Consider the following 26620-nt stretch of genomic DNA (forward strand, 5'->3'; position numbering starts at 1 on the left):
CTGTTCACGGCCGTGAGCGCAGCTTCGTTTCGACGGCCGGCGCAACGATGGTCTCGCCCGGACGCAGGCGCCCGAAACCGATGGCGGCGACGGCGAAGATGATGAACAGCAGCAGCGTCATCGTCAGCATCGCAATCTCGAATATGCCTGCTGTGATGTCCTTGGGACGCATCGAGCGCTACTCCGGCTGCCGTCACGCCGGTTTACATCCCCGATGTTGCGCTTTCACGACACGAGGCTGCCGCGATGAGCATCCAGCGCCTGCCAAGATCCCGTTCGAGTTGAGCCGTCGTGGCCCTCTCCTTAGCAAACGCCAGCTCTACCGCCCCGACGCAGTCACCCGCCACACGCTGTTCCCGACATCGTCCGCGATCAGCAGGGCGCCAGTCCGGTCGAGCGCAAGGCCCACCGGACGGCCGCGCGCCTGTCCGTCGGCGTTCAGGAAACCGGTCACGACATCCTGCGGCTTGCCGGCCGGGCGTCCGGCCTGGAAGGGGACGAACACCACCTTGTAGCCGGCATAATGATCGCGGTTCCAGCTGCCGTGCTCGCCGACGAAGGCCCCGCCGCGGAACGTGTCGCCGAGGCTGCCTCCTGCGCCGAAGGCGAGGCCGAGCGGCGCGACGTGCGAGCCGAGCGAATAATCCGGCGACACGGCGCGCGCGACGAGATCCGGGCGTTGCGGCTTCACGCGCGGATCGAGATGGCTGCCGTAATACGAATAGGGCCAGCCGTAAAAGGCGCCCGGCCGCACCGACGTCAGGTAATCGGGCACCAGATCGGGGCCGAGCTCGTCGCGCTCGTTGATCACCGCCCACAAGGTGTTGGAGCCCGGATAGACGGTCAGGCCATTGGGATTGCGCAGGCCGGTGGCATAGACACGGTGGCGGCCGGTTGCCCGATCGACCTCCCAGATCATCGCCCTGTCCTGCTCGGCGTCGGCACCATTCTCCATCGCATTGCTGTTCGATCCGATGCCGACATAGAGCAGAGATCCGTCCGCGCTGGCTGTCAGGCTCTTCGTCCAATGATGGTTGATCTCACCGGCTGGCAGCTCGGTGAGCACCTGACCGGGAGCGGTGATCCGGGTCTGGCCGGGCGTGAACGGGTAGCGGACGATCGCGTCGGTGTTGGCGACGTAAAGCGCATTGTCGGCGAAGACGATGCCAAAGGGCGCGTTCAGCCCTTCCAGCAAAATCGTCTTGAGCTCGGGCGTGCCGTCACCATCAGTGTCCCGCAGCAGGGTAACGCGATTGCTCGGCGGCGGCTTGCCCTTGTCGCCATGCGCCTTCGACATGACCAGGCCGACGATGATGCTCTTCGGCCGGGTCACCGGCTCGGCGCCCTCCTTGCGGGATTCGACGACGAGGATGTCGCCGTTGGGAAGCCCCAGCACGTTGCGCGGATTGGAGAGGCCGGTTGCCACCTGGCGGATTGCGAGGCCGCCGGCGACGGTGGGCGTTTCGCCCTGCTTCCAGCCGACAACTTCGGCGATGCGCATCGCCGGCAGCAGCGCCTGGCGCGGCTCGGGCAGCTGCGGATTGGGTCCGAGCTGGCTTTGTGGATCGATCGTCTGCTCGCCGCAACCGGCGAGCGCGAGGAGGGCCGAACCGGCCATCAAAAGGCGCTTCACGGCCGTACTCCGACGCCATGCTTGTAGACGAGTGAGCCGCCCAGCCAGGCGCTGACCCCGAGCAGCAGCACCGAGACCGTCGAAAGGATCAACCCGGTCGGCACCACCGCGGTCCAGCCGTCGCGATTGTGGACGAAGACATTGATTGTCTCGAGCACCATCACGGTAACGTTGATCAGCATGTGCGGGGTCGCCGGGCGGAGCGCGCGAATCCGCTTGTTCGCGGCATAATCGATCATTCCGGTCGCGGCGGCGAGCACTCCGAACAGCAGCCCGGCCGCCAGCAGCCAGCTTCCCATGTTGATCCAGAACAAGGTCGCGGTTCGCCAATAGGCAATGTCGGTGGCGAGCGCGCCGATGAAGCATACCATCGGGAACGGGATCAGCATCGGGTGAAGCGGATGGCCGAACAGGCGGGCGGTCGACTGGGGAGGCGGGTTGTCCATTCGGGCGGACTCATTTTGATTTCGAAGGCGCATCTATTACCCGAAGCCGCCGCCATTGTTCCGTCCCGCGCCCGCTACGGTACAAAGCGGGTGGACGGCAGTAGGGACGTCTTCGCCGGCTCTGTTGCGCCCGCTCGGGCTGAGCGGTCGAAGCCTTCTCCTTCAATGGCGTGTTTGTCGAAGAGCCGCCTGCGAGGAACTCAGCCCGAGCGGAGTTGGGCCTGGGCGTGGAGCCAGAAAGGCCTCAGGGCCGGCTTTCGAGCTCGACCACGTCCCCCTTGAGCCCTGGTGCCTCGACCCGGATTCGCATCTGCCCCGCGCCCGCGCCGCGCACCAGCGCCACCGCATTGCCGTCCAGCGCCGCACGGGTCGGCGAAGTGAACGGTGTGTGATCGACGCTGGAGGCATTGTCGACCGCAACCAGGCGGCCCGCGCCCTCGACGCTGAAGGTGAGCAGCAGCGCAGAGCCCGGCACCGTCACGCCCTTGGCATCGGCGATCCTGGCGCGGACAAAGGCGAGATCGTCGAAATCGGAGCCGACCTGCTTGGTCTCGGGCTCCAGCACCACGCGCGCCGGAGCGCCCGCAGTCCGCAGCGTTGCCTTCGCTTTGCTGCCGATGCAGCTGGCGGTTACCGTTCCCGGGGCGAACGTCACCGGCCAGCGCCGGGGGGCGGCGTCGGCGGGCAAGGTCTGGATGCCGAGATCGCGGCCGTTGAGGGTGACACGGACCGACGGGCAGTTGCTGTAGACCTCGATCGTCTCCGGGTGAGGCGAAAGGTCCGAGGGTGTCCAGTCGGCGAAGATCTGCGGCCGCGCTGCCGGGGTCGCGACGGCGACGGTCACCGGCATAGGCAAGGTCGGTCCGGCACCGTCGTTCGGAGCGGGCGGCGCTTCGGGCGCGGCGTTGCGGACGACGTGGATCACGGGCGTCTCCGACCACCAGCTCTCGCGTTCGAGGCCGCGGATGCGGGGCGCCCCGGTGCGGTCGAGCAGGCCGGCAGGATTGTCGATGTTCGGCCAGCCGCGGCGATCGGCTTCGCCGAGATAGTCGACACCGGTCCACAGGAACATGCCCGAATAGGGTTTGAAGTCGCGCACCGCGAGCCAGGAGGTTCGGGCGTGGCTGTTCTCGGTTCCGACGATGATCCGCGTCGGATCGTCCTTGTGGGCCTGGATGAGTTCGGTCTCGCGATAATTCTGGCCGACGACATCGAGCATGTCGGCAAGCCCGTTCGCATAGTCGCCGGTCACATTGGGGCGGAACAGGCCCTGGGTGACCGGCCGGCTCGGATCGGTGCGGTGGATGACGTCGAGCAGGCTCTTGAGCGCGGCCTTGGCCTGGACCGGGAAGGCGGTGTCGTGGATTTCGTTGCCGGCGCTCCACAGGACGATGCTCGGATGATTGCGGTCGCGCGCGACGATGTCGTGGGCGTCCTGGACGTGCCAGTCGCCGAAGAAGAGGTGGTAGTCGCCCGGGTTCTTGGCGACGTTCCACTGGTCGAACGCTTCGTCCATCACCACCAGCCCGAGTTCGTCGGTGAGATCGAGGAAGCCCGGTGCGGGCGGATTGTGGGCGGTGCGGATGGCATTGACGCCCATCGCCTTCAGCCGGGTCAGCCGCTGGCGCCACACGGCGAGCGGCACCGCCATGCCCACGGCGCCGCCATCTTCGTGCACCGCCACGCCCTTCAGCTTCACGTTGCGGCCGTTGAGCCAGAAGCCGCTGTCGGCGCGGAACTCCGCCTTGCGGACGCCAAACGGCACCTCCTGACTGTCGAGTGCCGCGCCGTCGGCGCCGAGCACGCGCAGACGGGCGCGGTAGAGATCGGGACGATCGAGGTCCCAAAGCCGCGGACGCGCGATCTTCACCTCGGTGCGGAGGGTGGCTGTGCGCCCCTCGGCGAGGGCGACCGGCTCCGAGGTGGTTCGTGCCGCCTCCCGGCCGTTCGGCCCGATCAAAATCGCTTCGAGGCGGACCGGTGCGGCAGGTGTTCCCCGCGCATGCTCGACCTCGGTTTCGATCCGCACGGTCGCGGCGTCGGCGCTTATCTCGGGCGTGGTGACGAAGACGCCGCCGAGCGGGATGGTGGCCGCGCCGGTCGAGATCAGCCGCACCTTCCGATAGAGGCCGCCGCCGGCATACCAGCGCGAAGAGGGCGCGTGCGACGTATCGGCCCGCACCGCCAGCACGTTGCGTCCTTCGGCCTTCAGCAATTGCGTGATCTCGTAACGGGCGCTCACATAGCCATAGGGTCGATAGCCGACATGATGGCCGTTCACCCACACGCCGCCGCGCTCCATCACCCCGTCCAGCTCGACGAACCAGCGTCGCCCGGGTGCGGGGCGGACGTCGAGGTCGCGGCGGTACCAGGCGATCCCAGTCGGGAAATAGCCGCCCGCCCCCCCGGCTGCCGCATCCTCGCGGATCGGGCCGGCAATCTGCCAATCGTGCGGAATGCTGACCCGGGACCATCCCGAGGCATCGAAGTCGACCGCCTCGGCCCGCTCCGGATCGCCCTGAAAGAAGCGCCAGCCTCCGTCGAGCTCGACCACGTCGCGCGCCGCTGCCTGCGCGCCAGCGCCGATCAAGGCTGCAAGGACCATCACCGCACGTCGTGCCAGCATGCTCTGCTCTCCCGGCTCTGCTTTGTCCCAACTTGTAGAACATCATCCCACAATGTAAATGCCTCTCCGATCTTCGTTGGACGGAGTCCGCGCGGACTGAGCGGGGTCGTCGTGCGTTCAACTCGCCCCTTCGGGCGCGAAAGCGGTAGCGCGGCCTTGCCGCGATGCTTTAGGCTCGCGGCATGACCGATCTTGCCGCGTTCATCGCCCGCCTGCCCAAGGCCGAGCTCCACATGCACATCGAAGGGAGCCTGGAGCCCGAACTGATGTTCGCGCTGGCCAAGAGGAACCAGGTCGCAATTCCCTATGACAGCGTGGAAGCGGTCCGGGCTGCCTACAGCTTCTCGAACCTGCAGGACTTCCTCGACATCTATTATCAGGGTGCCGACGTTCTGCGCACCGAGGAAGATTTCCGCGATCTCGCCTCCGCCTATTTCGACCGTGCCGCCGCCGACAATGTCGCCCATGCCGAAATCTTCTTCGATCCGCAGACCCACACCGATCGGGGCATCGGCTTCGACATCGTCATGCGCGGTCTCACCGCCGGAATGGACGACGCGCACGCCCGTTACGGCATCACGTCACGGCTGATCCTCTGCTTCCTGCGTCACCTCGACGAGGAGGCGGCGTTTGCGACTCTGAGGATGGCCGAGCCGTGGCTCCACCGGATCGAGGCGGTCGGGCTCGACAGCTCCGAGATGGGCCATCCGCCCGAAAAGTTCGCCCGCGTATTCGAGGCCGCCGCCGCATTGGGCCTGAAGCGCGTCGCCCATGCCGGCGAGGAAGGGCCGCCGGACTATGTCCGCCAAGCCCTCGACGTGCTCAAGATCGACCGGCTCGATCACGGCAACCGCTCTCTCGAGGATCCGTCTTTGGTTGCGCGCCTGGCCCGGGAGCAGATGACCCTGACCGTCTGCCCGCTGTCCAATCTGAAGCTCTGCGTCGTGGGTGACATGGCCGATCACCCGATCGACCGCATGCTCGCCGAAGGACTGCGGGTGACGATCAACTCGGACGACCCCGCATATTTCGGCGGCTACGTGAACGACAATTTCCAGGCCGCCGCCGAAGCGCGCGGCCTCGGTCGGGAGGCGCTGTTGACGCTGGCGCGCAATTCCTTCCTCGGTGCTTTCCTGCCGCAGGAGGAGATCGCGGCGCATCTCGCCCGGGTGGACGCCTACGCCGCGGAGGGCTGAGCGGCAGGTGATCACCAACCTGCCTCACGTCCTTCGAATCGGGAAGAGAGCTGACACAGGCACGGCAGAAGCCGGCGGCAGCCGGCTTAGCCTCGATCGCTGCCGTTGGCACCGGCGCTGCCGGCACCTTCCTCATTTCCGCATTCCCCTTCCGCCAGCATCCTTACATGCGGGTATGGCATCACCAACCGGCCGTCCGGCGCGGCGGTGAAGCTGACCTGAGTGGGGTAGGCGAAGTCGATACCGAGTTCCGCGAAGCGGCGCATCATCTCGATCATCACCGCCTGCCGAACGTCGGCGAAGGCGGTGAAATCCGATCCTTGAACATGGAAGACGAGCTCGTAGTCGATCGAAGACGCGCCGAACTGGAAGGCGTGGCAGCGGTCGAAGCTGGCGTCCGGCTGGCGTTCGACGATCGCCTTCAGTTCCTGCCCGATCCGGGCCATGAGGTCGGGCGCGATCTGATAGGTGACTCCGAACAGCATCACTGCCCGGCGCTGCTGCAGCGGCGCAAAATTCTGCAGCTGCATGTTGAGCAGGTTGGTGTTGGAGACCACCACCTGTTCGCCGTTCAGGGCGCGGATGCGGGTGCTCTTGAGCCCGATCTTCTCGACCGTGCCGGTGAAGGTGCCGAAGGTGATCGTGTCGCCGCGGCGGAACGGCCGGTCGAAGATGATCGACAGCGCCGCGAACAGATCCGAGAAGATGCCCTGCGCGGCGAGGCCGATCGCGATACCGCCGATGCCGAGGCCGGCGATCAGGCCGGTGACGTTGACCCCGAGATTGTCGAGGATGACGACGATCGCCACCGCGAAGAGGGCGACGGTGACGAGCAGGCGAACGATCCCCATCGCCGAGGAGAGGGTGCTGTGCTCGTCGTCGACACCGGCGCGGTGCTGGATGTAGCCGAGAATGAATTCGCGGGCCCAGATCGCCGCCTGGATCGTCGCTGCGATCACGAACAGGAAATTGATCGCCTGGAGAATGGCGGGCGGCGTCTCGGCATGCTCGGCGACCAATTGCGCCGAGCACAGGACGATGAAGAACAGATTGGTCTTCGCAACCACCTTGGCGAACAGGATCGGCCAGCGCGGATCGGCGCCGGGAGTGACCCGCCCGACCATCCGGCAGCCGAGCGCACGGACTCCGAGCAGCGCCAGGGCGATGGCGATGCCGATCGCGGCGGCGATCAGGATATCGACGCCGTTGTTGGTGATCCAGCCTTGCGCCTGGGTGGCGATCGCCCCCGTCTTCTCCGAAAGGTTCTGCGCGGCGTCGGCGACGGAAATGCTGTTATTGCTCATCGGGGTCCGGTGATGGTTTCGAGGCGCCATTCTCTAGGCACGGCGCCTTTGATGCGGCAAGGATGACGCTCGAATGAACGATCCCCCGGATCATGGGGCCACCGGCCCTGATCTCGTCGGACCACCTGGCCGGTTCGTCGCATCCCCCGGGTGCTGAACGGAGTCCGCTCGCCGCCTCTATTGCAAGGCGGCGGCGGATCGATCGCGACGGCCGAAGATCTGCAGCTTACGCCGCCTCTGCCTCAGCCTTCTTGCCGGTCTCGGCGGCGATCTCCGCTTCGGCGGCGGCTTTGCTCTTGCCCTTGGAGCGCGCGCGCCTGGCGACTTTCTGTTCGACCTTGGCGGCTTCCTCGGGAATTGCCGCGAGGAATTCGATCAGGCCGCGCTCGGCCGCGCTGAGATGCTTCGTCGCCCGAGGAAGCTTGCGCTCACCGATTGCGCCGGCGTCCTTGGCGGCTTCGATCAGCGCGGGGTGCACGTAGGATTTCCGGCTGATCGCCGGCGTGTTGCCGAGCGCTTCGGCGACGGGCTCCATCACGCTCTTCAGCTTGATGCTGCCCTTTTCGTCGATGCGGCGGATCATCTCCTCGAAGGCGATCGTGCTCGCTCCCCAGGTGCGGAAATCCTTGGCGGTGAAATCGTCGCCCATCGCCTCCTTGATGTAGGCGTTGACGTCGCCCGAGGTGACCGCGCAGACGCTGCCGTCGTCCGTCACATATTCGAACAGGTTCTGACCGGGTAGATCCTGGGTCTTCTTGGCGATGCGCATTAGGTTGCGATCGGTTATCGTCACCGTGCGCTTGATGCCGTGCTTGCCGGTGTAGCTGATCTTGAGCTTGCCCCGGTCCACCTTGGCGTGACGATTGCGCAAGGTGGTCGCGCCGAAGCTCTTGTTGTCCTTGGCATATTCCTCGTTGCCGACCCGCATGCGGGTCTCATCGATCAGCCGGACGACGGCTGCGAGTACCGTCTCCTTGGCGGTTGCCTTGCCGGTGAGATCCTCCTCGACCCGCTTGCGCAATTTGGGCAGCGCTTCGCCGAAATGCGCGAGGCGCTCATATTTCTTGGTCTCCTGCTGCTCCCGGAACAGTGGATGATAGCGATATTGCTTGCGGCCCCTGGCATCGAAGCCGACCGCCTGGATGTGACCGGTGGGATCCGGGCAGAACCAGCAGCGCTCATAGGCTGGCGGCATGCCGACCGAATTCAGCCGATCGATTTCCTCGCGATCGGTGATCCGGCTGCCGTCGGGCGCGAAATACATCCAATAGCGGCCCTTGCGCTTGCGGGTGATCCCGGGGGCGCTGTCCTCGACGTAACGGATCATCCAATTTCCTCTGCGGGAGCAGGAGGATAAGCGCGCCTGTGGGGCCTTCGTTCCGGTACGGGATTTGTTGAGGCGCGACGAGGCTGCGCTCGGCGCGTGCAAGACGCGCCCTGGCGGAGGCGGCGTTATCTATTCGGCCGCGATCGCCACCGAAGCAGGTCGTCGTGCCCGGCGATCGAAGATATTGCAAAGCGCACGCTGGGCGGGGCGTTCGAGGCCGTGGAACAAGACGATCGACGCGGCAAGGGTGAGCAGCAGATACAGTGCCAGAAGCGCAGGCGACACCGCACCGCTTTCATCGACGAAGGCGATCTTGAAGAAGCGGAACAGCAGGAAGTGGACCAGATAGGTCGAGTAGCTGATCAGGCCCAGATAGTGGATCGCCCGGCCGGCGAGGGGGTTGAAGCGCCACTCCGCCGAGATCGCGATCGCGAGCAGCAGGGCGGCGAGCAGGAGCGGCGCGACGAGGGTCTCCGGAGGGCGGCTCAGAACCAGGCCGAGGAGGAGGAGGGCTGCCGCGATCGACAGGGCGCTTCGTTTGCCCGCCCGCCAGTGCAGCCACAGGGCACAGAGCAGGGTGCCGATCGCGAACTCGATCAGGGCCCGGAAGATGCCGAGATGGGGAATGTCGTGGTTGAGCCCGGTCGCGCCGCCGAGCGTCATCGCATGATGCAGCGCCCCCGCCAGGGCGGTAACGAGCAGCAGCAGGGCCCAGGGCGGGAAGCGCCGCCAGTCCACCGCGGCGGCGAGCAGCGGGAACAGCAAATAGGCGGCGAATTCGCCACTGATCGACCAGGACGGATCGTTCCAGCTGAGCTGATCGGTGAACCCCCAATTGTGGATGAGGAGGATGTGGAGCGGCAGCGTCTCCCAGGACTCCCTGACGGGCTTGCCGAGCGCGAGCAGGAGCAGAGCGAAAGCAATTGCGACGCCCAGCATCGCGGCATGGAGCGGCCAGATCCGCGCAATCCGCCGGGCGATGAAGCGCGGATACTCCCCGGGCCCGCCGCGGCGCAGCCGCTCGGCGTAGTTCAGCCAGAGAACGAATCCCGACAGCATGAAGAACAGGTCGACCGCGAGATAGCCGCGAGCGAGAAGCGCCGTGACCGTCTCCGGCAGCCACCTTGCGGCAGAAAGGCGGACATGGTAGAGAAGGACGAACCATGCGGCGATCCCGCGAATGCCGGTCAGCGCGCGCAAGTCGGCTGGCGGCGACGCCGCGGCGGTCACGCCGGTTGCTCCAAGGGTCGCGACGCGGCCGGGGCCGGACGCGCCCAGCGGCCGAGGCCGCGATCGGCCTGCTCGCGGCGCGCTACGATCAGGGCAAATCCGGTCTGGACGCCGAGCATCAGCAGGATGAAGGGGGTGAGAGCGATCGCCACGAACACGGCGCCCACCATGTAGATAATCTGGAAATGCTGGAGTGCGGTCGCAAGCGGCGCGATCCAGGCCTTGTCGCCGGTCGCGTTGCGGTAGCGGCGACGGATCAGCTCCATTCGGAGCATCACGCTGCCATGGACCAGGAACAGCCAGAGCAGACCGGGATAGCCCTGCTCGCCGAGCATCTCGAAATAGGCGCTGTGCCAGGCCCGACCTTCGTCGATCAATTTCTGCTCGACCACGCGCTGAACGCCGCCCTCCTCGACGAGCTGGGTGGTCTGAACCTCGAGCTTGTTGATATGATAAGCGCCGAAGCCGCCCCCGGTCGGATGCTCGCGGGCGAAATCGAGTGTCCATTGCCACACCGCGATCCGCGAGGCAGCCGAGCTGTCCTGCGCGTGACCCTGGATCAGTCCCATACGCTCCTGAAAGCTCTGCGGCAGCAGCGGCATCGCGAGCAGGCCAAGGAACGCGACCAGACCGGCGTAGAGGAAGCGGCGCTTGACGTCGCGGAGCATGAGTACCGCGAGCACCGCAATGCAGACGAGGCCCGTGCGCGCCTCGGTGCCGACCGGGATCAGCAGGCAGGCGAAGACCAAGGCGGCGCAGAACAGCCTCACACGCCTGTCCGGCGGGAAGATGGTGCCGTGGCGGGCGAACCAGAGGATCAACGGGACCAGCGCGATCGCGATGGTCGAGATGGTACTGCCTTCGTAGAGGCCGGTATTGGTGTCGACGAGCAGGTTCAGCCGGCCATAGCCGCCGCCGCCAGCGACCGTCTTGATGCCTGCGGAAATGATGATCACCGCCGCTGACAGGATCAGGAACAGCAACGAGGCTTCAAGGCGCAGCCGGGTTCGCACGGCCAGCGGCAGGAAGGCGGCGAACAGCAGGCTCTTCCACACCCAATCCCATTTGTCCTGGGCCGGCAAAGGGGCGACCGCATTGCCGGTCGTCCAGGCGGCATAGACGATCAGCGCGAGCAGCAGCCCCTGGAAGACTGTGATCCGAAGGCCCTTCTTGTCGTCGAGCAGGGCCCAACCGCCGATCGCCAGCACCGCGACGATCATCGACAGCGGTATCGAGTTCAGCAGGTAATAAGAGATGCGATGCGGCGAGACGCTGTCGACATAGATGTAGGCGAGCGTGAACAGGAACGGCCGCCGCACCCCGAGGCCGAGCAGCGCCACCAGGAACAGGATGATGCCGATGTCACGCACGCCGGTCGTCCGGTTTGCGGCGCGGAGCGATCTTCGCCCAGCCGGAGGGCGCCTGCCCACTCTCCGGCGCGATCGAATCGTCTTCCAGATCGGCGCGGGACAGCAGGCGCCAGGCGGCGAGCAACATCAGACCGTGGGTCAGCCCCAGCACGAAATTGTCGATCATCGGCCCGGTTCTCGAATCCCTCGTCAGCCGGCGAGTGTAGGGGAACTCAGTTGACGGGCCGTTAAAGTTGATCTCCCCGAGCAAGCTCGGGAAGGGGAGGGGGCTGTTGAGCGCTCCCCGGCGCTATCGTTGATCGCACCCTTTCCATGCGAGGAACGAAGCAGCGACGGCTTCAGCCAGATTTTAAGACCTCCGCACTAGGTCAGCGGCCATGGCAGGTCTGTTCGTCGTTCATGCATCGGATCCCGGATTCGCAGCGGCGCGGATAGCCGGCGCGCGTGTGCAGTTCGCGCGGCACGGCTTCGCCGAGCCGGTGGAGCGCGCGGTCGGCGGGTGGCGGTTGCTGCACGCGCCGCACATCATCGGCGGCCCCGAAAGCGTCTTCGAGCGCGGCGACGATCTCGTTGCAATTGCCGGCACCTTCAGCTGCGACGGCACGTTCGGCCGACCGGCGCTCGAGGCGTTGCTGGGAATGGACCTGCCGCGGCTGGACTGGGGCCGGATTGGCGGGCAGTTCGTCGCCCTCGTCCGGCGCGGTGGCCGGACATTCCTGTTCACCGACTATTTCGCCGCGTTTCAGCTGTTCCGCGACGCCGACGGCCGCTTCTTCTCGACCTCGTTCCTGGCCGCTGCCGAGGCACTGCCGCGGCTGCATTTCCACGCGCAGGCTGTCTACGAGATGGCGTTCAACGTCGTTCCGGTCGGCGACGACACCGTGTTCGCCGAGCTCAAGACGGTCGGGCCGGGCACAATGATCGAGCTCGGCGACGGCGGTGCCGCGCCGCACGCACTTTCGAAGCCGCTGCCCGATGCGCCGACGATCCTGCCGATCGGGGACCGCATCGCCGCCCATCGCGAAAGGCTGGAAGCGATCGTGGGCGCCCATGTTGCGGCGTTCGGCAACGATGTCTGCTGCCCGCTGTCGGGCGGCCTCGATTCGCGGCTCCTGCTCGCAAGCCTGCGCGCTGCCGGGAGCCGGCCGCACGTCTATGTCTATGGACGCAAGGGCAGTGACGATGTCGAGATCGCGCTGGCGATCGGCGCCGCCGACGGGTTCGCGGTCGAGTGGGTCGACAAGTCGGCGCAGCCGCAACCGGATCCCGACGCTTTCCCCGAGCGCGTCGAGCGCAACTTCCAGGATTATGACGGCCTCCCCGTTTACGGCGAGATCTTCGAGAGCGGCGCGAATGCCGCGGCGCGCGACGCACGCCATCCGGGCGGCGCGCTGTCGGCCTCGGGCGGCTGCGGCGAGATCTTCCGCAACTTCTTCTACCTGCCCGATAGCCCGGCGCGTGCCGCGACCATCGCCCGCACGTTCTTCGCCCGCTACGACCGGCGCGATCTCACCAATGCGTTCGAGGAGGGTGATTTCCTGCGCGCGGTGGAGGACAAGATCCTCGCCGCCCTCGGCCGCGACGGGGACAGGGGGCCGCTGCCTCGGCCGCTGATCGAGCAAATCTATCCCCGGATACGCTGCCGTTCCTTCTTCGGCCGCGAAATCAGCCTGGAAGGGCGACACGGCCCCTATCTGATGCCGTTCCTCGATCACCAGGTGGTCGCCGGCGCTATGACCTTGCCGATGGCGCTGAAACATGCGGGGCGCTTCGAAGCAATGCTGCTGACGGCGATCGATCCGGTCCTGGCGCGCTATCCCTCCGCCTACGGCCACCATTTCGCCGAGGCGCCGGGTCTGCGGCATCGCGTGTCGGAATGGACGACCCGGGTCCGACCGGCCTGGCTGCGGCAGCGCAGCTATGCGCTGCAGCGCCGGCTGCAACGGGGCTGGGCCGGCGCGTCGGGCTTGATGGCCCGTGCATTTCTGGGCCGCGTGATCGATCTCGATTATCCCGCGATGCGGCGCTTCTTCCGCATCGAGCAGGTGCAGGACCAGGGCATGCTGATGCGGATCGCGAACCTGGAATATCTGGCGAAAAGGCTGGGGAGCCGGGTGGTCGGCTAGCGCTTTACGCTGCTTTAGCCCCTCCCTCGAGAGGGAGGGGTGAGAAATAGGTAAGGCGCCTTGGTTGGGTGCGCCCTTACCGCCCCTCTTCCGCCTTCACACCCTTGCCGAGTCGATTGCCGCGCACGGTCAGCCTGTCGTCCGACCAATTCCCGACGAACACCGTTTCGTAGGTCACGCCGGGCGCGAGCGACACGTCGTTATTCTCCACCACCAGTCCCGCCGAACTGTTGTGAACCCCCTCGGCGGCGACGGCGATCATCGTCGAGTAATTCTCCTTGCCGCGGCCGTTGACGAAAATGTTGCCGGCGATTCGGCCGGTGGCGCCGGCGGAGAGATCGATGGCGTAATTGGTGGCGCTGCCGCGGCTGTCGTCGAAGCTGGTGCCGGTGACCTCGATGCGCGGCGCGCGGCTCTTGAGATAATGGCCGCCGGTGCCGCGCTCGAAGCGGGAATTGGTGACGATCAGTGCGCCATATTCGCCGATGTAGAGCGAATGGGCGCCGGTCCCGTCGGGATGCTTGCCGAGGCCGCTGAACGTCGAATGGTCGATCCGGATCGTGGAGCCGGGATCGTTGGCGGAAAGGATGCCGCACTGGCCGTTCTGGAACATGGTCCAGGCAACGGTGAGATTGCCTTGCTCCATGCGAATGCCGGCACCGTTGCCGTCGGGCACGCGGGCGTTCTGGAAGACGAGGCCCTCGACGTGCGATTCGCGGCCGCGCAGGACGAGGGCGGCCTTGCCCTCGCACATTTCGCCGTCGAACGTCGCGGTGCCGCGCTGCTCGGCGATGAAGGCGACACGGCCGGCTTCCTGGACGGCGCAGTCGCGGTAGCGGCCCGGCGCGATGTAGATGGTGCCGGCGCCGTCGCCGATCGCCGACACCGCCTCCTGCAGCGTGCGGAACCGCTGGCCAGTCTCTTGGACGGAATAAGGCGCGGCGCCGGACTGGGCGGCGCCCGGTCCGGCACATGCGGCGGCGACGATTGCGGTGACGGCAAGGCGGAAAGGGATGGTCATCGCGCAGGGCTCCTGTGGTCGCGCTCACCCTAAGGCCCATGCGGTTGACGGGCCGTTAAGCCTTGGCTGGCACAATCAGGCCATGCGGATCCTCCACGTCCTCGATCACAGCCTGCCGATGCACAGCGGCTACACGTTCCGGACCCGGGCGATCGTCACCGCGCAGATTGCACGCGGGCTCGAGGTGGCATGCCTCACCGGCGCGCGGCACACGAAGGACGGCCCGGCGCTGGAGACGATCGAGGGGATCGATTTCCACCGCACGCCGGCGCCCGCCCCAGCGCCGTCGCCGCTGCGCGAGTGGCGCGAGGTGCGGGCGCTGTCGAAGCGGCTGGATGCGCTGGTGCGGGAGTGGCGGCCCGATCAGCTCCACGTCCATTCGCCGGTGCTGAATGCGCTTGCCGCGCAGCCGGTCGCGCGCAAGCACGGCCTGCCGCTGATCTACGAGATCCGCGCCTTCTGGGAGGATGCCGCAGTCGGCAACGGGACCGGGCGCGAAGGCTCGCCGCGTTATCGCGCGATTCGTGCGCTCGAGACGCTGGCGGCGCGGCGTGCCGACATGGTGGCGGTGATCTGCGAAGGCCTGCGCCGCGATCTGATCGCGCGCGGGATCGGGCGGGAGAAGATCATCGTCTCGCCCAACGGCGTCGACATGACCCTGTTCGGCAGCCCGGTGCCAGCGGATCCCGATCTTGCCCGCCGGCTCGGCCTCAAGGGTGCCGACGTGGTCGGCTTCATCGGCTCCTTCTACGATTATGAAGGGCTCGACGATCTGATCGCGGCGATGCCCTTGCTCCTCGCCAGGCGCCCCGACGCGCATCTGCTGCTGGTCGGCGGCGGGCCAATGGAGGCGGCGCTGAAGGCGCAGGCGGAGGGCTCGTCGGCCGCCGCGCGAATCCACTTCGTCGGCCGGGTTCCGCATCACGAGGTGGAGCGCTTCTACGGCTTGATCGACGTGCTCGCTTATCCGCGCAAGCAGATGCGGCTCACGGAATTGGTGACTCCGCTGAAGCCGCTCGAGGCGATGGCGCAGCGCAAGCTGGTCGTGGCGTCGAACGTCGGCGGCCATCGCGAGCTGATCGAGGACGGCGTCACCGGCACCCTGTTCCCGGCCGGCGACCCGGCGGCGCTCGCCGATGCGCTGGACACCCTCTTCGGCAATCGTGGGGCCTGGGACGTACGCCGCGACGTCGCGCGCGATTATGTCGAGCGCGATCGTAACTGGTCCTCAAATATTTCCAATTACATGCCGGCCTATCAGAGGCTGACAGGCAAGGCGTTGTGATGGCTCAAGCTCCTTTCCGGCTGCGCGCCGGCACGTTCGACATCGTCGTCGCCGGCTTTGCCGCGGTGGCGATCGGCTTTGCCGGCTTCGCGCTTCCCGAATGGCGGCTGTTCCAGCTGCTGAGCTTCTTCCATGTCCCCGACATCCTGTCCTTCGCGCAGCCGCCCCTGGGGCTCAAGGCGCGGATGGCGACCGCTTTGCTGTTCGGCGGCGGTGCGTTCGGCGGGGTGTATCTGCTGATGCGCATGCTCGATCGGCTGCCGCCGCGCAGCAGCGCCGCCGCCGATCCCGACGAGGACGCGGAGAATGTGGACGCGCTGCCGATGCGGCTCCGCCGCGCCGACGCCCATCCCGACAATCCGGTGCGGCGGCCGTTGGGCGCACGCGACCTCGGCGAGCCGCTCGACGCGCTGGTGCTAGAGGCCGTGCATGTCGAACCGGCCTCGCCGCTGCCCGCTTTCCTGACTCCGGAGCCGATCGCGGCCCGCGCCCGCGAGGCGGAGGTGGTCGATTTCGTCGAGCTCGCCCCGCCGGCGCCCGTCACCGCTCCGGCACCCGAGCCTTTTCCGGCGCCGCGGTTCGAGCGGGTCGTCGATGCGCCTGCCTTCAGGGCACCAGAGCCGGCGCCGATCGCCCCGACCGTTGCAGCGCCGGACCTGGGTGCCGATCTGCCGCCGCCGTCGGAGGAAAGCATCTCGACCCTGATGGAGCGCCTCGAATCCGGCCTGAAGCGCCGCGAGACGGTGCGTCCGGCGCCTGCGCCGATGCCGCCCGCGATTCCCCCGGTGGCGCAGGCCGCGGCTCCCATGGCCCAGCCTCCCATGACCTCGAACGCACCGCAGCGCATGCAGGCGGAAGACAGCATCTCCGAACGCCTCCGCGTTGCGATGAGCGATCTTCAGAGGCTTGCCGCGCGCACCTGAGGCGGCGCCCAGCGCGCGTCAGCGTCTTCGGTCGAAATGCCAGAAGAGCAGAGCGAGCAATATGCCTGCGGCCGCGCCGACCAGGAAGCCGATGCTCGGCTGGCGTACGATCACGCCCGCCACCGTTCCCGCGATGATGCTGATCGCGAGGATCGATCCCCCCGCCTGCGTGTAACGACCCTTGTCCATCCTCGGCTAATGGCAGGGGTCGGGAGCGAGTTCCAGCCCGTTAACCCTAGGGTTTCAGAACTTCCTCAGTCCTGCCATGCTAGACCGTGTTCGTGGGTGCGATCCTCCGCCCGCCATCCCATTTCCCGGGGGGAAGATTGAATCACCACGTCTTTTTCGGCGTCGCCTTTGCCGATGCCGCCGATCTCATCAGCGAATATGGTGCGGAAGCCGGCCGCGAGGCGAAGAAACGGGCGAGCCGCAGCCGCGATCTCGGCAACGTCATCCATTTCTGCAGATGGCGCGAGATCGAGCGGATGATCGGCGCGTTGGACGAGGACGCGGTGACCGGAGCCGTCCAGTAGAATGAGAGGCTGGCGGCGGCCGCACTCGGCCGCTAAATTCCAGCCATGTTTCGCTTTTCCGCGGGGTGGGGTGCGGCGGCTGCTGTGGCTGCCGGTGGAGCCCTTTTGTGCCCAGGGCCCGCCGCCGCCCAGCAAAGTCCGACGCCGCCCGTAGCGGACCCGCCCGCAGGCCCCTTGTCGCCCGCCGCCCCTGACCCGTTCGAAGCGCTGAACGCGCCGCTCGATCCTTCCGCGCCGCTCGATGCGATGCCGGATATCGGCGTCGACTGGCCGGACATGGAGGCGGGCCAGGGCGATGCGATCGCCGACGCACCCCAGGCCGGGATCGCCGACGCGGCCTCGGAGCGCAGTTACACGGTCGACATCGCCGGACTGGAAACGGAGCTCGAAGCGGCGTTGCGGCCGCGCTTCGAGGCGCTCTCGACGCTGGTGCAGAACCGCAAGGACCCGGCCAATGCGGCGCAGATCGACCGCAGGGCCCGGGAGGATGCGGATTTGCTCGCCGAATTGTTGCGCAGCCAGGGCTATTACGATGCCCTGGTGCAGACCCGTGCGGAGCCGCCGCCTGCGGCTGGCGGGCCGGTTCGGGTGACACTGGAGGCGGAGCCCGGTCCGCTCTACCGTTTCGCCGACGTGCGCCTCCCCGGCCTCGAAGGAGCCGGCGATGCCGCGGCGCTGCGCAACGCCTTCGCCGTCAAGGTGGACGACCCGGTCAATGCCGAGCAGGTGACCGAGAGCGAGGCGGCGCTGCGCGCCGAGCTCGGCCGGCGCGGCTATGCCTTCGCCGATTTCGGCACGCTCGACATTGCCATCGATCACGAGGCGCGCACCGCGACGCTGACCCTGCCGGTCGATCCGAACGGCGCCCGCCAGTTCGGGCGGATCGTCGTCGAAGGACGGCCGCTGTTCAGCGCCGAGCACATTCAGACCATCGCCCGTTTCAAGCCTGGCGAAGGCTATGAGGCGGCGGAGGTCGAGGATTTGCGACGCGCTCTGGTCGCCACCGGCCTTGTTTCGGCGGTGACCATCCGGCCAGTCGAGAGTGCCGACCGCAAGACCGTCGATCTCGCCGTCGCGCTGGAGCCGGCGCCGATGCGGACGATCGCCGGCGAGGCCGGCTATGGCACTGGCGAGGGCATCCGGATCGAGGCGAGCTGGCAGCATCGCAATCTGCTCCCCCCGGAAGGCGCGGTCACCTTCCGCGGCGTCGCGGGCACGCGCGAGCAATTGATAGGGGCGACGCTCCGCCGCAGCAACTTTCTCCGCCGTGATCAGGTGCTGACCGCCCAAATGGCGGTGAGCCACGTCGACCGGGCGGCTTTCGACGCGCGCAGTTTCTATCTCACCGGTTCGCTCGAGCGGCAGACCAACATCATCTGGCAGAAGAAATGGACATGGTCGCTGGGCGGCGAACTGATCGCGTCCGACGAGCAGGATGTCGACGTCGACACCGGCACCACCCGGCGCCGCACCTTCTTCATAGGCGCGCTGCCTGCGACGCTTTCCTATGACGGATCCAACGACCTGCTCGATCCGACCACCGGCTTCCGCCTGTCCGGGCGCTTCTCGCCGGAGGCCTCGTTCCAGGGCAGCCCGTTCGGCTATTCGCGGATCCAACTCGACGGCAGCTTCTACCGGCCGGTGACGGATCGGGTGACGATCGCCGGCCGGGCGCGGCTCGGCACGATCTTCGGCGCGAGCCGCGATCGCATCGCACCGTCGCGTCGCTTCTATGCCGGCGGCGGCGGCTCGGTGCGCGGCTACGGCTTCCAGCGGCTCGGGCCGCGCGATGCCGTGTTCGACGATCCGATCGGCGGCCGCAGCCTCGCCGAATTCTCGATCGAGGCCCGGATCCGGTTCGGCAATTGGGGGATCGTGCCGTTCCTCGATGCCGGCAATATCTACACCTCGCCTCTGCCGGAGATCGACGACCTTCGCTTCGGCACCGGCCTCGGCGTCCGCTACCATACCCGTTTCGGGCCGATCCGGGTCGATGTCGGTACGCCGCTCAACCGCCGCTCGGGCGATGACCGGATTGCCGTCTACGTGTCGCTCGGCCAGGCATTTTGATGGCCGACGACGCGCCGCCGATCGTCGAGGACGCGCCGGAGGTGGTGGAGCCGGTCGTGCGCCGCACGCCCCGGCGGCGCTGGCTCTCGCGGCTCGCCAAGGCATTGGTCGCGCTGTTCCTGCTGCTCGCCTTGCTCGCCGGCAGCGCCGCGATCCTGCTCGACACCGGGCCCGGCCACCGTTTCCTGGCCGATCGCATCGCCGGGCTCGCGCCCAATTCGGGGCTGAAAATCCAGATCGGCCGGATCGAAGGCTCGATCTGGGGCGATACGAGGCTGCGCGACGTGCGCCTTTACGATCCGCAGGGTCTGTTCGCCGAATCCGCCTTGATCGAGGTCGATTGGCAGCCGCTCGGCTGGATCACCAACCGGCTGATCCTCCACGATTTAAAGAGCGACCTCGCGACCCTGCATCGGCTCCCGAAGCTGAGGCCGTCGACCGAGCCGAAACCGATCCTGCCCGGCTTCGACATCCATGTCGGACATCTCGACATCGCCACCTTGAACATCGGTCAGGCGGTGACCGGGCAGCCGCGGATCGCGCGCATATCGGGTGAGGCCGACATCCGCGCGGGCCGGGCGCTGGTGCGGCTCGATGCGGAGGTGAAAGCCGGCGGCGACCGGCTCGCCTTGCGTCTCGATGCCGAGCCCAATCGTGACCGGTTCGACGTCGACGTCCGGCTGGCGGCGCCGGCCAAAAGCGTGATCGGTGCGATCGTCGGCACCGACCGGCCGCTGGCGCTGGTGATCGACGGCGACGGCCGCTGGAAGAAATGGCGTGGGGCGGCCCGGCTCGACATCTCGGGCCGCCGCACCGCCGAGCTCGCGCTCACCGCCGATGACGGCCGCTACGGTGTCGGTGGCTGGGCGACCCCTGGCCAGTTCTGGACCGGGGCCAAGGCACGGCTGACCGCGCCGCGCGTGGCGATCGCGGCGAACGCGACCTTCGCCGACCGCCAGCTTGCCGGTCGTCTCTCGCTTCGCTCCGCGGCGCTGAAGATGGAGGGGGCGGGAATCATCGATCTCGCCGGCAGCCGCTTCCGGCAATTGCGTGTGGGCGCCGACCTGCTGCGCCCGCCGGCGCTGATCGACACGATGACGGGGCAGAAGGTGCGCCTGACCCTGCTGCTCGACGGTCCGTTCGAGACGTTCAAGTTCGCCTACAGGGTCACCTCGCCGCACGTCGCTTTCAAGAATACGGGCTTCGACGATGCGCGGCTCGAAGGGCGCGGCACATGGTCGAAGATGCCGGTCTCGATCCCCGCCGTGCTCGCCGCGCGGCGGGTGACGGGCGAAGGCCCGATCGCCGGCGCCATCCTCGCCAATCTGCGGGTCGAGGGTGTGCTGAAGCTCACCGCCAAGGCACTGGTCGGAGAGGGGCTCAGCCTCACCTCGGACAAGCTCAAGGGCAAGGTCAGCCTGTACGTCGATCTCGCCACCGGGCGTTACGACGTGGTCCTGTCCGGCGGGATCACCCGTTATTACATTCCCGATCTCGGCATCGTCGATGTGACCAGCGAGCTCAGGGTGGTGCCCGGGCCGGGCGGCAAGGGCTCGATCGTCACCGGCAAGGGCCGTGCCTGGGTGCGGCGGTTCGACAATCGCTTCCTCGCCGGGCTCGCCGGGGGATTGCCGAGCCTCGAGGCCGATCTCCTGCGCGGCACCGACAAAGTGCTCCATTTCCGGAATCTCCGGCTGACCGCGCCGTCGATCCGCGCCACCGGAACCGCCTTCCGCCGCCCCGACGGCACCTTCCACTTCGAGGGCGGAGGGCGGCAGACGACCTACGGCCCGTTCACGATGGTTCTCGACGGTCGCATCGAACGGCCCAGGATCGCCCTTCAGCTCGCCCGGCCCAACGACGCGCTTGGGCTTGCAAACGTCCAGCTCGATCTCGATCCCAATGCTGCGGGTTACGCCTATCGCGCGCAGGGCGGATCGCATCTCGGGCCGTTCACCTCGACCGGGGCGATCCTGTTGCCCAAGGGGGCACCGGCGGTCGTGCAGATCGCCGCGCTTCATGCCTCCAATACACATGGTTTGGGGACGCTTCGCTCGGACCCGGGCGGGCTCACCGGGCGCCTCGACATTTCCGGCGGCGGCCTGAGCGGCCGGCTCGATTTCTCGCCGTGGAACGACAGGCAGCGCATTGCCGTCGATCTCACGGCCGCCAATGCGCGCTTCGCCGGGCCGCCGCCGATCGCGATCCGCAGCGGCCGCTTGAAGGGGGTGGCGATCCTCGATCCGGCGGGAACTTCGCTCGAAGGAAGCCTCAGCGCGCGCGGGATCAGCCGCGGGCCGCTGTCGATCGCCAGCCTGAGCGCGACCGGGAGCATGCGCGGCGGCACCGGCCAGGTAAAGGCGCAGATTGCCGGCACCCGCGGCCGCAATTTCAGCTTCGAGACCGTCGCCGATTTCGCTCCCGGGCAGATCAGGCTGAGCGGCAGCGGTGCCGTCGATCGTCGCGCAATCGCGCTCACCCGGCCGGCCTTGCTGAGCCGCCAAGGCGACGGCTGGCGGCTGCGCGACGCGTCGCTGCGTTTCGCGGGCGGAAATGCGACCGTCTCCGGCCTCTGGAGCAATTCGGGAACCGAACTCAACGCGCGGATGGACTCCATGCCCTTGTCGGTGCTGGACATCGGTTGGCCGGAGCTCGGCCTCGGCGGCTCTGCGTCGGGAACGCTCAACTACCGCTTCGCGGTGGACGGCAGTCAGCCGAGCGGCGATGCCAATCTGCGCATTCGCGGGCTGACTCGCTCCGGCCTGGTTCTCTCGTCGCGGCCGGTCGATATCGGGGTGGTCGCGCGGCTGTTGAACGGCAATGCCGGCGTCCGTGCGATCGCGGTGAGCGAGGGACGCACCGTCGGGCGAGCCCAGGCGCGGCTGTCGCCGATCGGCGGCTCCGGCAACATCGCCGAGCGCCTGGCTGCCGCGCCGATGTTCGCGCAGATCCGCTACAATGGCCCGGCCGATACCTTGTGGCGGCTGACCGGGGTCGAGCTGCTCGATCTGAGCGGCCCGGTTGCGGTCGGCGCGGATGCGCGGGGCACCCTCGCCAATCCGCAAATCCGCGGCTCGCTGCGGGCCGAGGGCGCGCGTCTGGAGAGCGCGGTCACCGGCATGGTGATCGACAATGTTCGTGCTGCCGGCCGCTTCGGCGGCTCGCGGCTGGTGCTCGACAGCTTCAGCGGCACGACCAAACGTGGCGGCACGGTCAGCGGCCGTGCGACGCTCGATCTCGCCGGGCCGAAGGGCTTCGGCATGGACATCACGCTCGATGCGCAGGCGGCGCAATTGCTCGACCGCGACGACATCCGTGCGCAGGTGACGGGGCCGATCGCGATCCGCTCGGATGGCGAGGATGGCAGCATCTCCGGCAAGATCCGCCTGGTCAGCGGCAGCTTCCGCCTCGGCAGCGCGGCGGCCGCGACCCAGGTCGCACGGCTCCCGGTGCGCGAGGTCAACCGGCCCGCCGACGAGCGGCCCGTGCCGCGCCGGCTGACACCGTGGGCCCTCGATCTCGACGTCGATGCGCCGGGGCGGCTGACCGTCACCGGGCTCGGCATCAACAGCGAGTGGAGCGCCGATCTCAAGATGGCGGGGACGGTTACCGAGCCGCGGATCACCGGGCGTGCGGATCTGGTCCGCGGCACCTATGATTTCGCCGGGCGGCGGTTCGACCTCGAACGGGGGCAGATCCGGTTCCTCGGCGAAACTCCGATCAATCCGGTGCTCGACATCACCGCGGAAGGTGGCGTGCAGGGGCTGAACGCGGTGATCCGGGTCACCGGACGCGGGCTGCAGCCGGAAATCGGCTTCACCAGTACTCCGGCTTTGCCCCAGGACGAACTGCTCAGCCGTTTGCTGTTCGGCACCTCGATCACGAATTTGTCGGCGCCGGAAGCCTTGCAGCTTGCCGCTGCCGTCGCCTCGTTGAACAGCAGCGGTGGCGGGCTCGATCCGATCAACGCGGTGCGCGCCGCGACCGGGCTCGACCGGTTGCGGATCGTGCCGGCGGACATCACCACCGGCCAGGGCACCGCGATCGCCGCCGGCAAGTATCTCGGCCGCCGCGTCTATGTCGAAGTGGTCACCGATGCGCGCGGCTATTCGGCGACGATGGTCGAATATCAGATCACCCGTTGGCTTTCCCTGCTCTCCAGCATCTCCACGATCGGACGCGAGAGCGTCAACGTTCGCGTGTCGAAGGACTATTAGCGAGCTTTTTCAAGCGCTCAGCACTTCGTTAACGCCTCGGGCGTAGATTCGACCCTGCGAACGCATGAGGTGAATCATGGGGTCGAAGATGATGGGCGATCGCGGTCGCCGGGCCGAGCGGATGTCGGTCGACGTGGCGGCACGATTGCGGCCGAACGACTGGAGCCACGTCGAAGTGACGATGCTCGATCTTTCGGAGCTTGGCTTTCGCGCCCGCTGCGATGCCAGGCTCCAGCCCGGCGGCGGCATATCGCTCGACATCCCGGGGATCGGCGCCGTCGAAGCCCAGGTGGAATGGCGCAAGGCGAACCAGTTCGGAGCGCGGTTCTTCGTGCCGATCGATCTTTCCCGCTGCGAATGGACCCTTACGCAGCGCAGCCATGCACTTGCCGAGTTGCTCGTCGACCGTGCGCCCGCGCGCCGCTCCGCGCGGCAATTGGCCGACGCCCAGACCCGGCAAAAGGCCGTCGGAGCCTTGCCCATTCACAAGAGGGGCGTCGCGTGACCCGCTAGACCTTCCTTAACCCGGCGGTGGCTAGGCTCAGGCCGCACCGCGCATATGCGGCAGAATGGGAACGAGCATTTGCGACAGGCGCGGTTTGCCGGAGTAAGCAAGGGGGGTGTCGAGCCTGCACGCGCGATCTCTACCGCCGATTTCCTGATCGATCTGCGCCCACCCGGCGACGAAGCCGAAGCGGTCCTGGCCGGCGCCCGCGGCGCCACGATCGCTGCGGCGATCCCCTTCCTTGCCGCCGCGCACCTCGTCTGGGCGGGGGTCCTCCTCGTGACGCTGATCGCGCAGGGCCGGCCGGCCGGCATGGTACCGCTTCCCCTGATCGCGCTGCTCGCTTTGGATTTCCTGCTGTGGGGGCTGGTTCGTCGAACGGGCGGGCGGCCTCATCTCCGCCTCCAGATCGTCCTCGGCCACGCCTTGCTGTCGGGGTGCCTCTGTCTGGTCATAGCCTTGCTGCTGCAGGACGATACATCCTTGCCGGTCAAGGCGGCCTTCCTGCTTCTCGCCGGCACCGGCATTGCTGCGTGGTTCACCATCCCGCCTCTGCTCGCGGCCGGCTGTCTGGCCACCATCGCCGGGGTAACCCTGATCGGCAGCAACCCGGTTACGATCGGGATCGTGATCGCTGCCACGGCGTCGCTGGGCGTGTTCGGGCTGGTGCGGGCTGGCGAACTGATTTCGGGCATTCGCGCCAGGTTCGATGCGGAACGGGTCGCGCACACCGCACTCCGTCTCGTCGCCGAGTTCGAAGAGAGCAAGCGCGGATGGTTCTGGGAGACCGATCCCGACGGCCGCATCACCTACCTCTCGGACGAGTTCGCGCGGCAGCTCGCTGGCGATGCGGAAGATGTTGTCGGCCGACCGATGCAGGATCTGCTGCGCGTCGGAGTCGCTGCGGCCGAAGGGGTGGCGCCCGGCGAGGGTCAGGACGCCGGGGATGCGGAACACGGGCTTGAGGCGCGTGAGGCGCGCCGTCTCCTCGCTTTCCATCTTTCCGCACGCTTCCCGTTCGCCGACGTCGCCGTCCGCGCACCTTCCGCCGAGGAAGCTTGGTGGTCGGTGTCGGGTACGCCGCATTTCGATCCCTGCGGCCGTTTTCTCGGCTTTCGCGGCATCGGCACGAATCTCTCGGAACAGAGCCGCAGCGAGGCCGAGACCAGCAAGCTCGCCCGCTACGACAGCCTCACCGGTCTCCCGAACCGCCCGACCATGCGGGCGATGCTCGACGCCGCACTGACCAATGCCGCCGAGCGGCTCCAGGGTTGCGCACTGTTGATGATCGATCTCGATCGGTTCAAGCAGGTCAACGACACGCTCGGCCACCCGGCCGGCGATACGTTGCTCAAGCTGGTCGCGCTCCGGCTTGGCGGGGTGATCGGGGACGACGGGCAGGTGGGTCGCCTCGGCGGCGACGAATTCGAGGCGATTCTACCTGGAATCGCCGAGGAGAGCCGCCTCTCCGAGATCGCCCGACGAATGATCGACGCCGTCTCCGAACCCTACGAGATCGAGGGACATCGGATCGAGATCGGCACGTCGGTCGGCATCGCGGTGGCACGACCGGGCAAGGCCTATTCGAACGCGCTGATCCGTGACGCTGACCTGGCGCTGTACGCGGCCAAGGCGGCGGGGAGGGGCACGTTCCGCCTGTTCGCGCCGCACATGCATGCCGAGGCCGCCGAGCGCCAGATCCTCGAATCCGAGCTTCGCGAGGCGCTCGCCAAGAACCAGTTGCGGCTGCACTTTCAGCCGATCGTCGAATCGCTGTCGGAAGAAGTGGTCGCGTTCGAGGCATTGCTGCGATGGCAGCATCCGACTCGCGGCCTGCTTTTGCCGTCGGTCCTGGTGCCGCTCGCCGAGGAGATCGGGCTGATGCCGCGGATCGGCGACTGGGTCGTCCGCACCGCGTGCGCGGAGGCGGCGCGCTGGCCGGAGCATGTCCGCATCGCCGTCAATCTCTCACCCAGCCAGTTCGCCGATGCAGCGCTCGGCACGGTCGTCGCCAACGCCCTCGCCGCTTCGGGCCTGGCACCGGAGCGCCTGGAGCTGGAGATCACCGAGGCGGTGTTCCCGGCCGACGGGGTGGGTCCGGAGCGGATCCTCAAGGCCCTGAAGGGCCTCGGTGTCCGCCTCGCGCTCGACAATTTCGGCACGGGTCGGTCGGGGCTCGGCCACTTGCGCGAATCGCCGCTCGACAAGATCAAGATCGATCAGAGCTTCGTCCGCGGCGCAGCCGCTCCGCACAGCCGCAACGCCGCCATCATCCGCTCGATCGTCGTGCTCGCCGAGAGCCTGGGCATGGACACCACTGCGGAAGGCGCGGAGACGCTGGAGGAAGTCACCTTGATCCGCAGCCTCGGCTGCAGCCAGGTCCAAGGTTTCATCTTCGGCAAGCCCGTCCCGTGCGACCAAGCGCTCGCGCTCGCATCGGCGAGCAACCCGAGCGGCGGCGAGGCCGGCTTCGCCCGTCCGCCGCGCCACCGCCTGATCCGCATGGGCGCGCTTCAGATCGGCGAGGAGCGCCTGCCGGTCCGCCTGCGCAACATCTCGGAAGGCGGCGCGATGATCGAATGCGATCGGACCTTGTCGCCGGACACGCCGGTTCAGCTCGACCTCGAAGATGCCGGTCGTCTCGAAGCCGATGTGCGCTGGTGCCAGCGCGGACAGATCGGGCTGCGCTTTGTCGCCCGGTTCGAGCTGGCGCGCCTCGCCCGGTCTAAGCCGACGCGGCCAAAAGCGGTGATGCCGCGCTATCTCGAACCTCCGAACAAGCGCCAGGGCTGAACGGACAGCGGCGGA

General features: G+C 67.6%; 20 protein-coding genes. 9 read left to right on the plus strand and 11 right to left on the minus strand.

The window, feature by feature from the left end; all coding sequences use genetic code 11:
- Positions 1-4 precede the first annotated feature (4 nt).
- The 4 genes from C7I55_RS28195 to C7I55_RS15705 form a co-directional block, all read right to left on the minus strand.
- Complete coding sequence (locus tag C7I55_RS28195; RefSeq protein ID WP_158266445.1) at positions 5-172, minus strand: hypothetical protein; 168 nt, start codon at positions 170-172, stop codon at positions 5-7.
- Between the two features lie 147 nt (positions 173-319).
- Entirely contained in the window at positions 320-1618 is a 1299-nt protein-coding gene (locus C7I55_RS15695) for a PQQ-dependent sugar dehydrogenase (protein ID WP_106514300.1), read from the minus strand.
- A gap of 11 nt (positions 1619-1629) precedes the next feature.
- Positions 1630-2079, minus strand: a complete 450-nt coding sequence (locus C7I55_RS15700) for a DUF2231 domain-containing protein (protein ID WP_106513964.1) — start codon at positions 2077-2079, stop codon at positions 1630-1632.
- A gap of 244 nt (positions 2080-2323) precedes the next feature.
- Positions 2324-4705, minus strand: a complete 2382-nt coding sequence (locus C7I55_RS15705) for a glycoside hydrolase family 2 TIM barrel-domain containing protein (RefSeq protein WP_106513965.1) — start codon at positions 4703-4705, stop codon at positions 2324-2326.
- Positions 4706-4887: 182 nt separating this feature from the next.
- On the opposite strand from C7I55_RS15705, the gene C7I55_RS15710 reads away from it, so the two are divergent.
- The gene (locus tag C7I55_RS15710) at positions 4888-5901 is read left to right on the plus strand and encodes an adenosine deaminase (protein ID WP_106513966.1); all 1014 of its coding nucleotides are present in this window, start codon (positions 4888-4890) and stop codon (positions 5899-5901) included.
- A gap of 86 nt (positions 5902-5987) precedes the next feature.
- Here the strand turns inward: C7I55_RS15710 and C7I55_RS15715 are convergent, their stop codons facing one another.
- The 5 genes from C7I55_RS15715 to C7I55_RS28520 form a co-directional block, all read right to left on the minus strand.
- Positions 5988-7205, minus strand: coding sequence for a mechanosensitive ion channel family protein (locus C7I55_RS15715; RefSeq protein WP_106513967.1), 1218 nt, complete (start codon positions 7203-7205; stop codon positions 5988-5990).
- Positions 7206-7431: 226 nt separating this feature from the next.
- Positions 7432-8532: a DNA topoisomerase IB gene (locus tag C7I55_RS15720; protein WP_106513968.1), complete on the minus strand. Its 1101-nt coding sequence runs from the start codon at positions 8530-8532 to the stop codon at positions 7432-7434.
- A 129-nt stretch (positions 8533-8661) separates the two neighbouring features.
- On the minus strand, positions 8662-9762 hold the full coding sequence (locus C7I55_RS15725; RefSeq protein ID WP_106513969.1) for an acyltransferase family protein: 1101 nt from the start codon (positions 9760-9762) through the stop codon (positions 8662-8664).
- Complete coding sequence (locus tag C7I55_RS15730; protein WP_106513970.1) at positions 9759-11132, minus strand: DUF5935 domain-containing protein; 1374 nt, start codon at positions 11130-11132, stop codon at positions 9759-9761. Before C7I55_RS15730 ends, C7I55_RS15725 begins: the two co-directional genes overlap by 4 nt.
- Entirely contained in the window at positions 11125-11298 is a 174-nt protein-coding gene (locus C7I55_RS28520; protein ID WP_199192849.1) for a hypothetical protein, read from the minus strand. Before C7I55_RS28520 ends, C7I55_RS15730 begins: the two co-directional genes overlap by 8 nt.
- A 211-nt stretch (positions 11299-11509) precedes the next feature.
- Between C7I55_RS28520 and C7I55_RS15735 the strand changes: the two genes are divergently transcribed.
- The gene (locus tag C7I55_RS15735; protein ID WP_106513971.1) at positions 11510-13258 is read left to right on the plus strand and encodes an asparagine synthase (glutamine-hydrolyzing); all 1749 of its coding nucleotides are present in this window, start codon (positions 11510-11512) and stop codon (positions 13256-13258) included.
- Positions 13259-13334: 76 nt separating this feature from the next.
- Here C7I55_RS15735 and C7I55_RS15740 read toward each other — a convergent pair whose 3' ends face one another.
- Positions 13335-14279 (minus strand): right-handed parallel beta-helix repeat-containing protein, encoded by a 945-nt coding sequence (locus C7I55_RS15740; protein ID WP_106513972.1) that lies wholly within the window; start codon positions 14277-14279, stop codon positions 13335-13337.
- An 82-nt stretch (positions 14280-14361) separates the two neighbouring features.
- Here C7I55_RS15740 and C7I55_RS15745 point away from each other — a divergent pair, with 82 nt between their 5' ends.
- Together C7I55_RS15745 and C7I55_RS15750 are read left to right on the plus strand one after the other, a co-directional pair.
- Entirely contained in the window at positions 14362-15564 is a 1203-nt protein-coding gene (locus C7I55_RS15745; RefSeq protein ID WP_106513973.1) for a TIGR04063 family PEP-CTERM/XrtA system glycosyltransferase, read from the plus strand.
- A complete protein-coding gene (locus C7I55_RS15750) occupies positions 15564-16487 on the plus strand; it encodes a hypothetical protein (RefSeq protein ID WP_106513974.1) in 924 nt (307 codons plus the stop codon). Before C7I55_RS15745 ends, C7I55_RS15750 begins: the two co-directional genes overlap by 1 nt.
- Positions 16488-16505: 18 nt before the next feature.
- Here C7I55_RS15750 and C7I55_RS28525 read toward each other — a convergent pair whose 3' ends face one another.
- Positions 16506-16676 (minus strand): hypothetical protein, encoded by a 171-nt coding sequence (locus C7I55_RS28525; protein WP_199192850.1) that lies wholly within the window; start codon positions 16674-16676, stop codon positions 16506-16508.
- A 137-nt stretch (positions 16677-16813) separates the two neighbouring features.
- Here C7I55_RS28525 and C7I55_RS15755 point away from each other — a divergent pair, with 137 nt between their 5' ends.
- The 5 genes from C7I55_RS15755 (at position 16814) to C7I55_RS15775 (ending at position 26605) form a co-directional block, all read left to right on the plus strand.
- Positions 16814-17020, plus strand: a complete 207-nt coding sequence (locus C7I55_RS15755) for a hypothetical protein (protein WP_106513975.1) — start codon at positions 16814-16816, stop codon at positions 17018-17020.
- 45 nt (positions 17021-17065) lie between these two features.
- Positions 17066-19090: a BamA/TamA family outer membrane protein gene (locus tag C7I55_RS15760; RefSeq protein WP_106513976.1), complete on the plus strand. Its 2025-nt coding sequence runs from the start codon at positions 17066-17068 to the stop codon at positions 19088-19090.
- A complete protein-coding gene (locus C7I55_RS15765) occupies positions 19090-23307 on the plus strand; it encodes a translocation/assembly module TamB domain-containing protein (RefSeq protein ID WP_106513977.1) in 4218 nt (1405 codons plus the stop codon). Before C7I55_RS15760 ends, C7I55_RS15765 begins: the two co-directional genes overlap by 1 nt.
- A gap of 76 nt (positions 23308-23383) precedes the next feature.
- Positions 23384-23812, plus strand: coding sequence for a PilZ domain-containing protein (locus C7I55_RS15770; protein WP_106513978.1), 429 nt, complete (start codon positions 23384-23386; stop codon positions 23810-23812).
- 78 nt (positions 23813-23890) lie between these two features.
- Positions 23891-26605: an EAL domain-containing protein gene (locus tag C7I55_RS15775; protein WP_158266446.1), complete on the plus strand. Its 2715-nt coding sequence runs from the start codon at positions 23891-23893 to the stop codon at positions 26603-26605.
- The last annotated feature ends 15 nt before the right edge of the window (positions 26606-26620 follow it).

Source organism: Allosphingosinicella deserti, from assembly GCF_003012735.1.
GTDB classification, from domain to species: domain Bacteria; phylum Pseudomonadota; class Alphaproteobacteria; order Sphingomonadales; family Sphingomonadaceae; genus Allosphingosinicella; species Allosphingosinicella deserti.

What these genes read in the sequence shown, in the direction of transcription:
- C7I55_RS28195 (WP_158266445.1), bottom strand. Translation starts at nt 172, where the DNA reads ATGCGTCCCAAGGACATCACAGCAGGCATATTCGAGATTGCGATGCTG.
- C7I55_RS15695 (WP_106514300.1), bottom strand. Translation starts at nt 1,618, where the DNA reads ATGGCCGGTTCGGCCCTCCTCGCGCTCGCCGGTTGCGGCGAGCAGACG.
- C7I55_RS15700 (WP_106513964.1), bottom strand. Translation starts at nt 2,079, where the DNA reads ATGGACAACCCGCCTCCCCAGTCGACCGCCCGCCTGTTCGGCCATCCG.
- C7I55_RS15705 (WP_106513965.1), bottom strand. Translation starts at nt 4,705, where the DNA reads ATGCTGGCACGACGTGCGGTGATGGTCCTTGCAGCCTTGATCGGCGCT.
- C7I55_RS15710 (WP_106513966.1), top strand. Translation starts at nt 4,888, where the DNA reads ATGACCGATCTTGCCGCGTTCATCGCCCGCCTGCCCAAGGCCGAGCTC.
- C7I55_RS15715 (WP_106513967.1), bottom strand. Translation starts at nt 7,205, where the DNA reads ATGAGCAATAACAGCATTTCCGTCGCCGACGCCGCGCAGAACCTTTCG.
- C7I55_RS15720 (WP_106513968.1), bottom strand. Translation starts at nt 8,532, where the DNA reads ATGATCCGTTACGTCGAGGACAGCGCCCCCGGGATCACCCGCAAGCGC.
- C7I55_RS28520 (WP_199192849.1), bottom strand. Translation starts at nt 11,298, where the DNA reads ATGATCGACAATTTCGTGCTGGGGCTGACCCACGGTCTGATGTTGCTC.
- C7I55_RS15735 (WP_106513971.1), top strand. Translation starts at nt 11,510, where the DNA reads ATGGCAGGTCTGTTCGTCGTTCATGCATCGGATCCCGGATTCGCAGCG.
- C7I55_RS15740 (WP_106513972.1), bottom strand. Translation starts at nt 14,279, where the DNA reads ATGACCATCCCTTTCCGCCTTGCCGTCACCGCAATCGTCGCCGCCGCA.
- C7I55_RS15745 (WP_106513973.1), top strand. Translation starts at nt 14,362, where the DNA reads ATGCGGATCCTCCACGTCCTCGATCACAGCCTGCCGATGCACAGCGGC.
- C7I55_RS15750 (WP_106513974.1), top strand. Translation starts at nt 15,564, where the DNA reads ATGGCTCAAGCTCCTTTCCGGCTGCGCGCCGGCACGTTCGACATCGTC.
- C7I55_RS28525 (WP_199192850.1), bottom strand. Translation starts at nt 16,676, where the DNA reads ATGGACAAGGGTCGTTACACGCAGGCGGGGGGATCGATCCTCGCGATC.
- C7I55_RS15760 (WP_106513976.1), top strand. Translation starts at nt 17,066, where the DNA reads ATGTTTCGCTTTTCCGCGGGGTGGGGTGCGGCGGCTGCTGTGGCTGCC.
- C7I55_RS15765 (WP_106513977.1), top strand. Translation starts at nt 19,090, where the DNA reads ATGGCCGACGACGCGCCGCCGATCGTCGAGGACGCGCCGGAGGTGGTG.
- C7I55_RS15770 (WP_106513978.1), top strand. Translation starts at nt 23,384, where the DNA reads ATGGGGTCGAAGATGATGGGCGATCGCGGTCGCCGGGCCGAGCGGATG.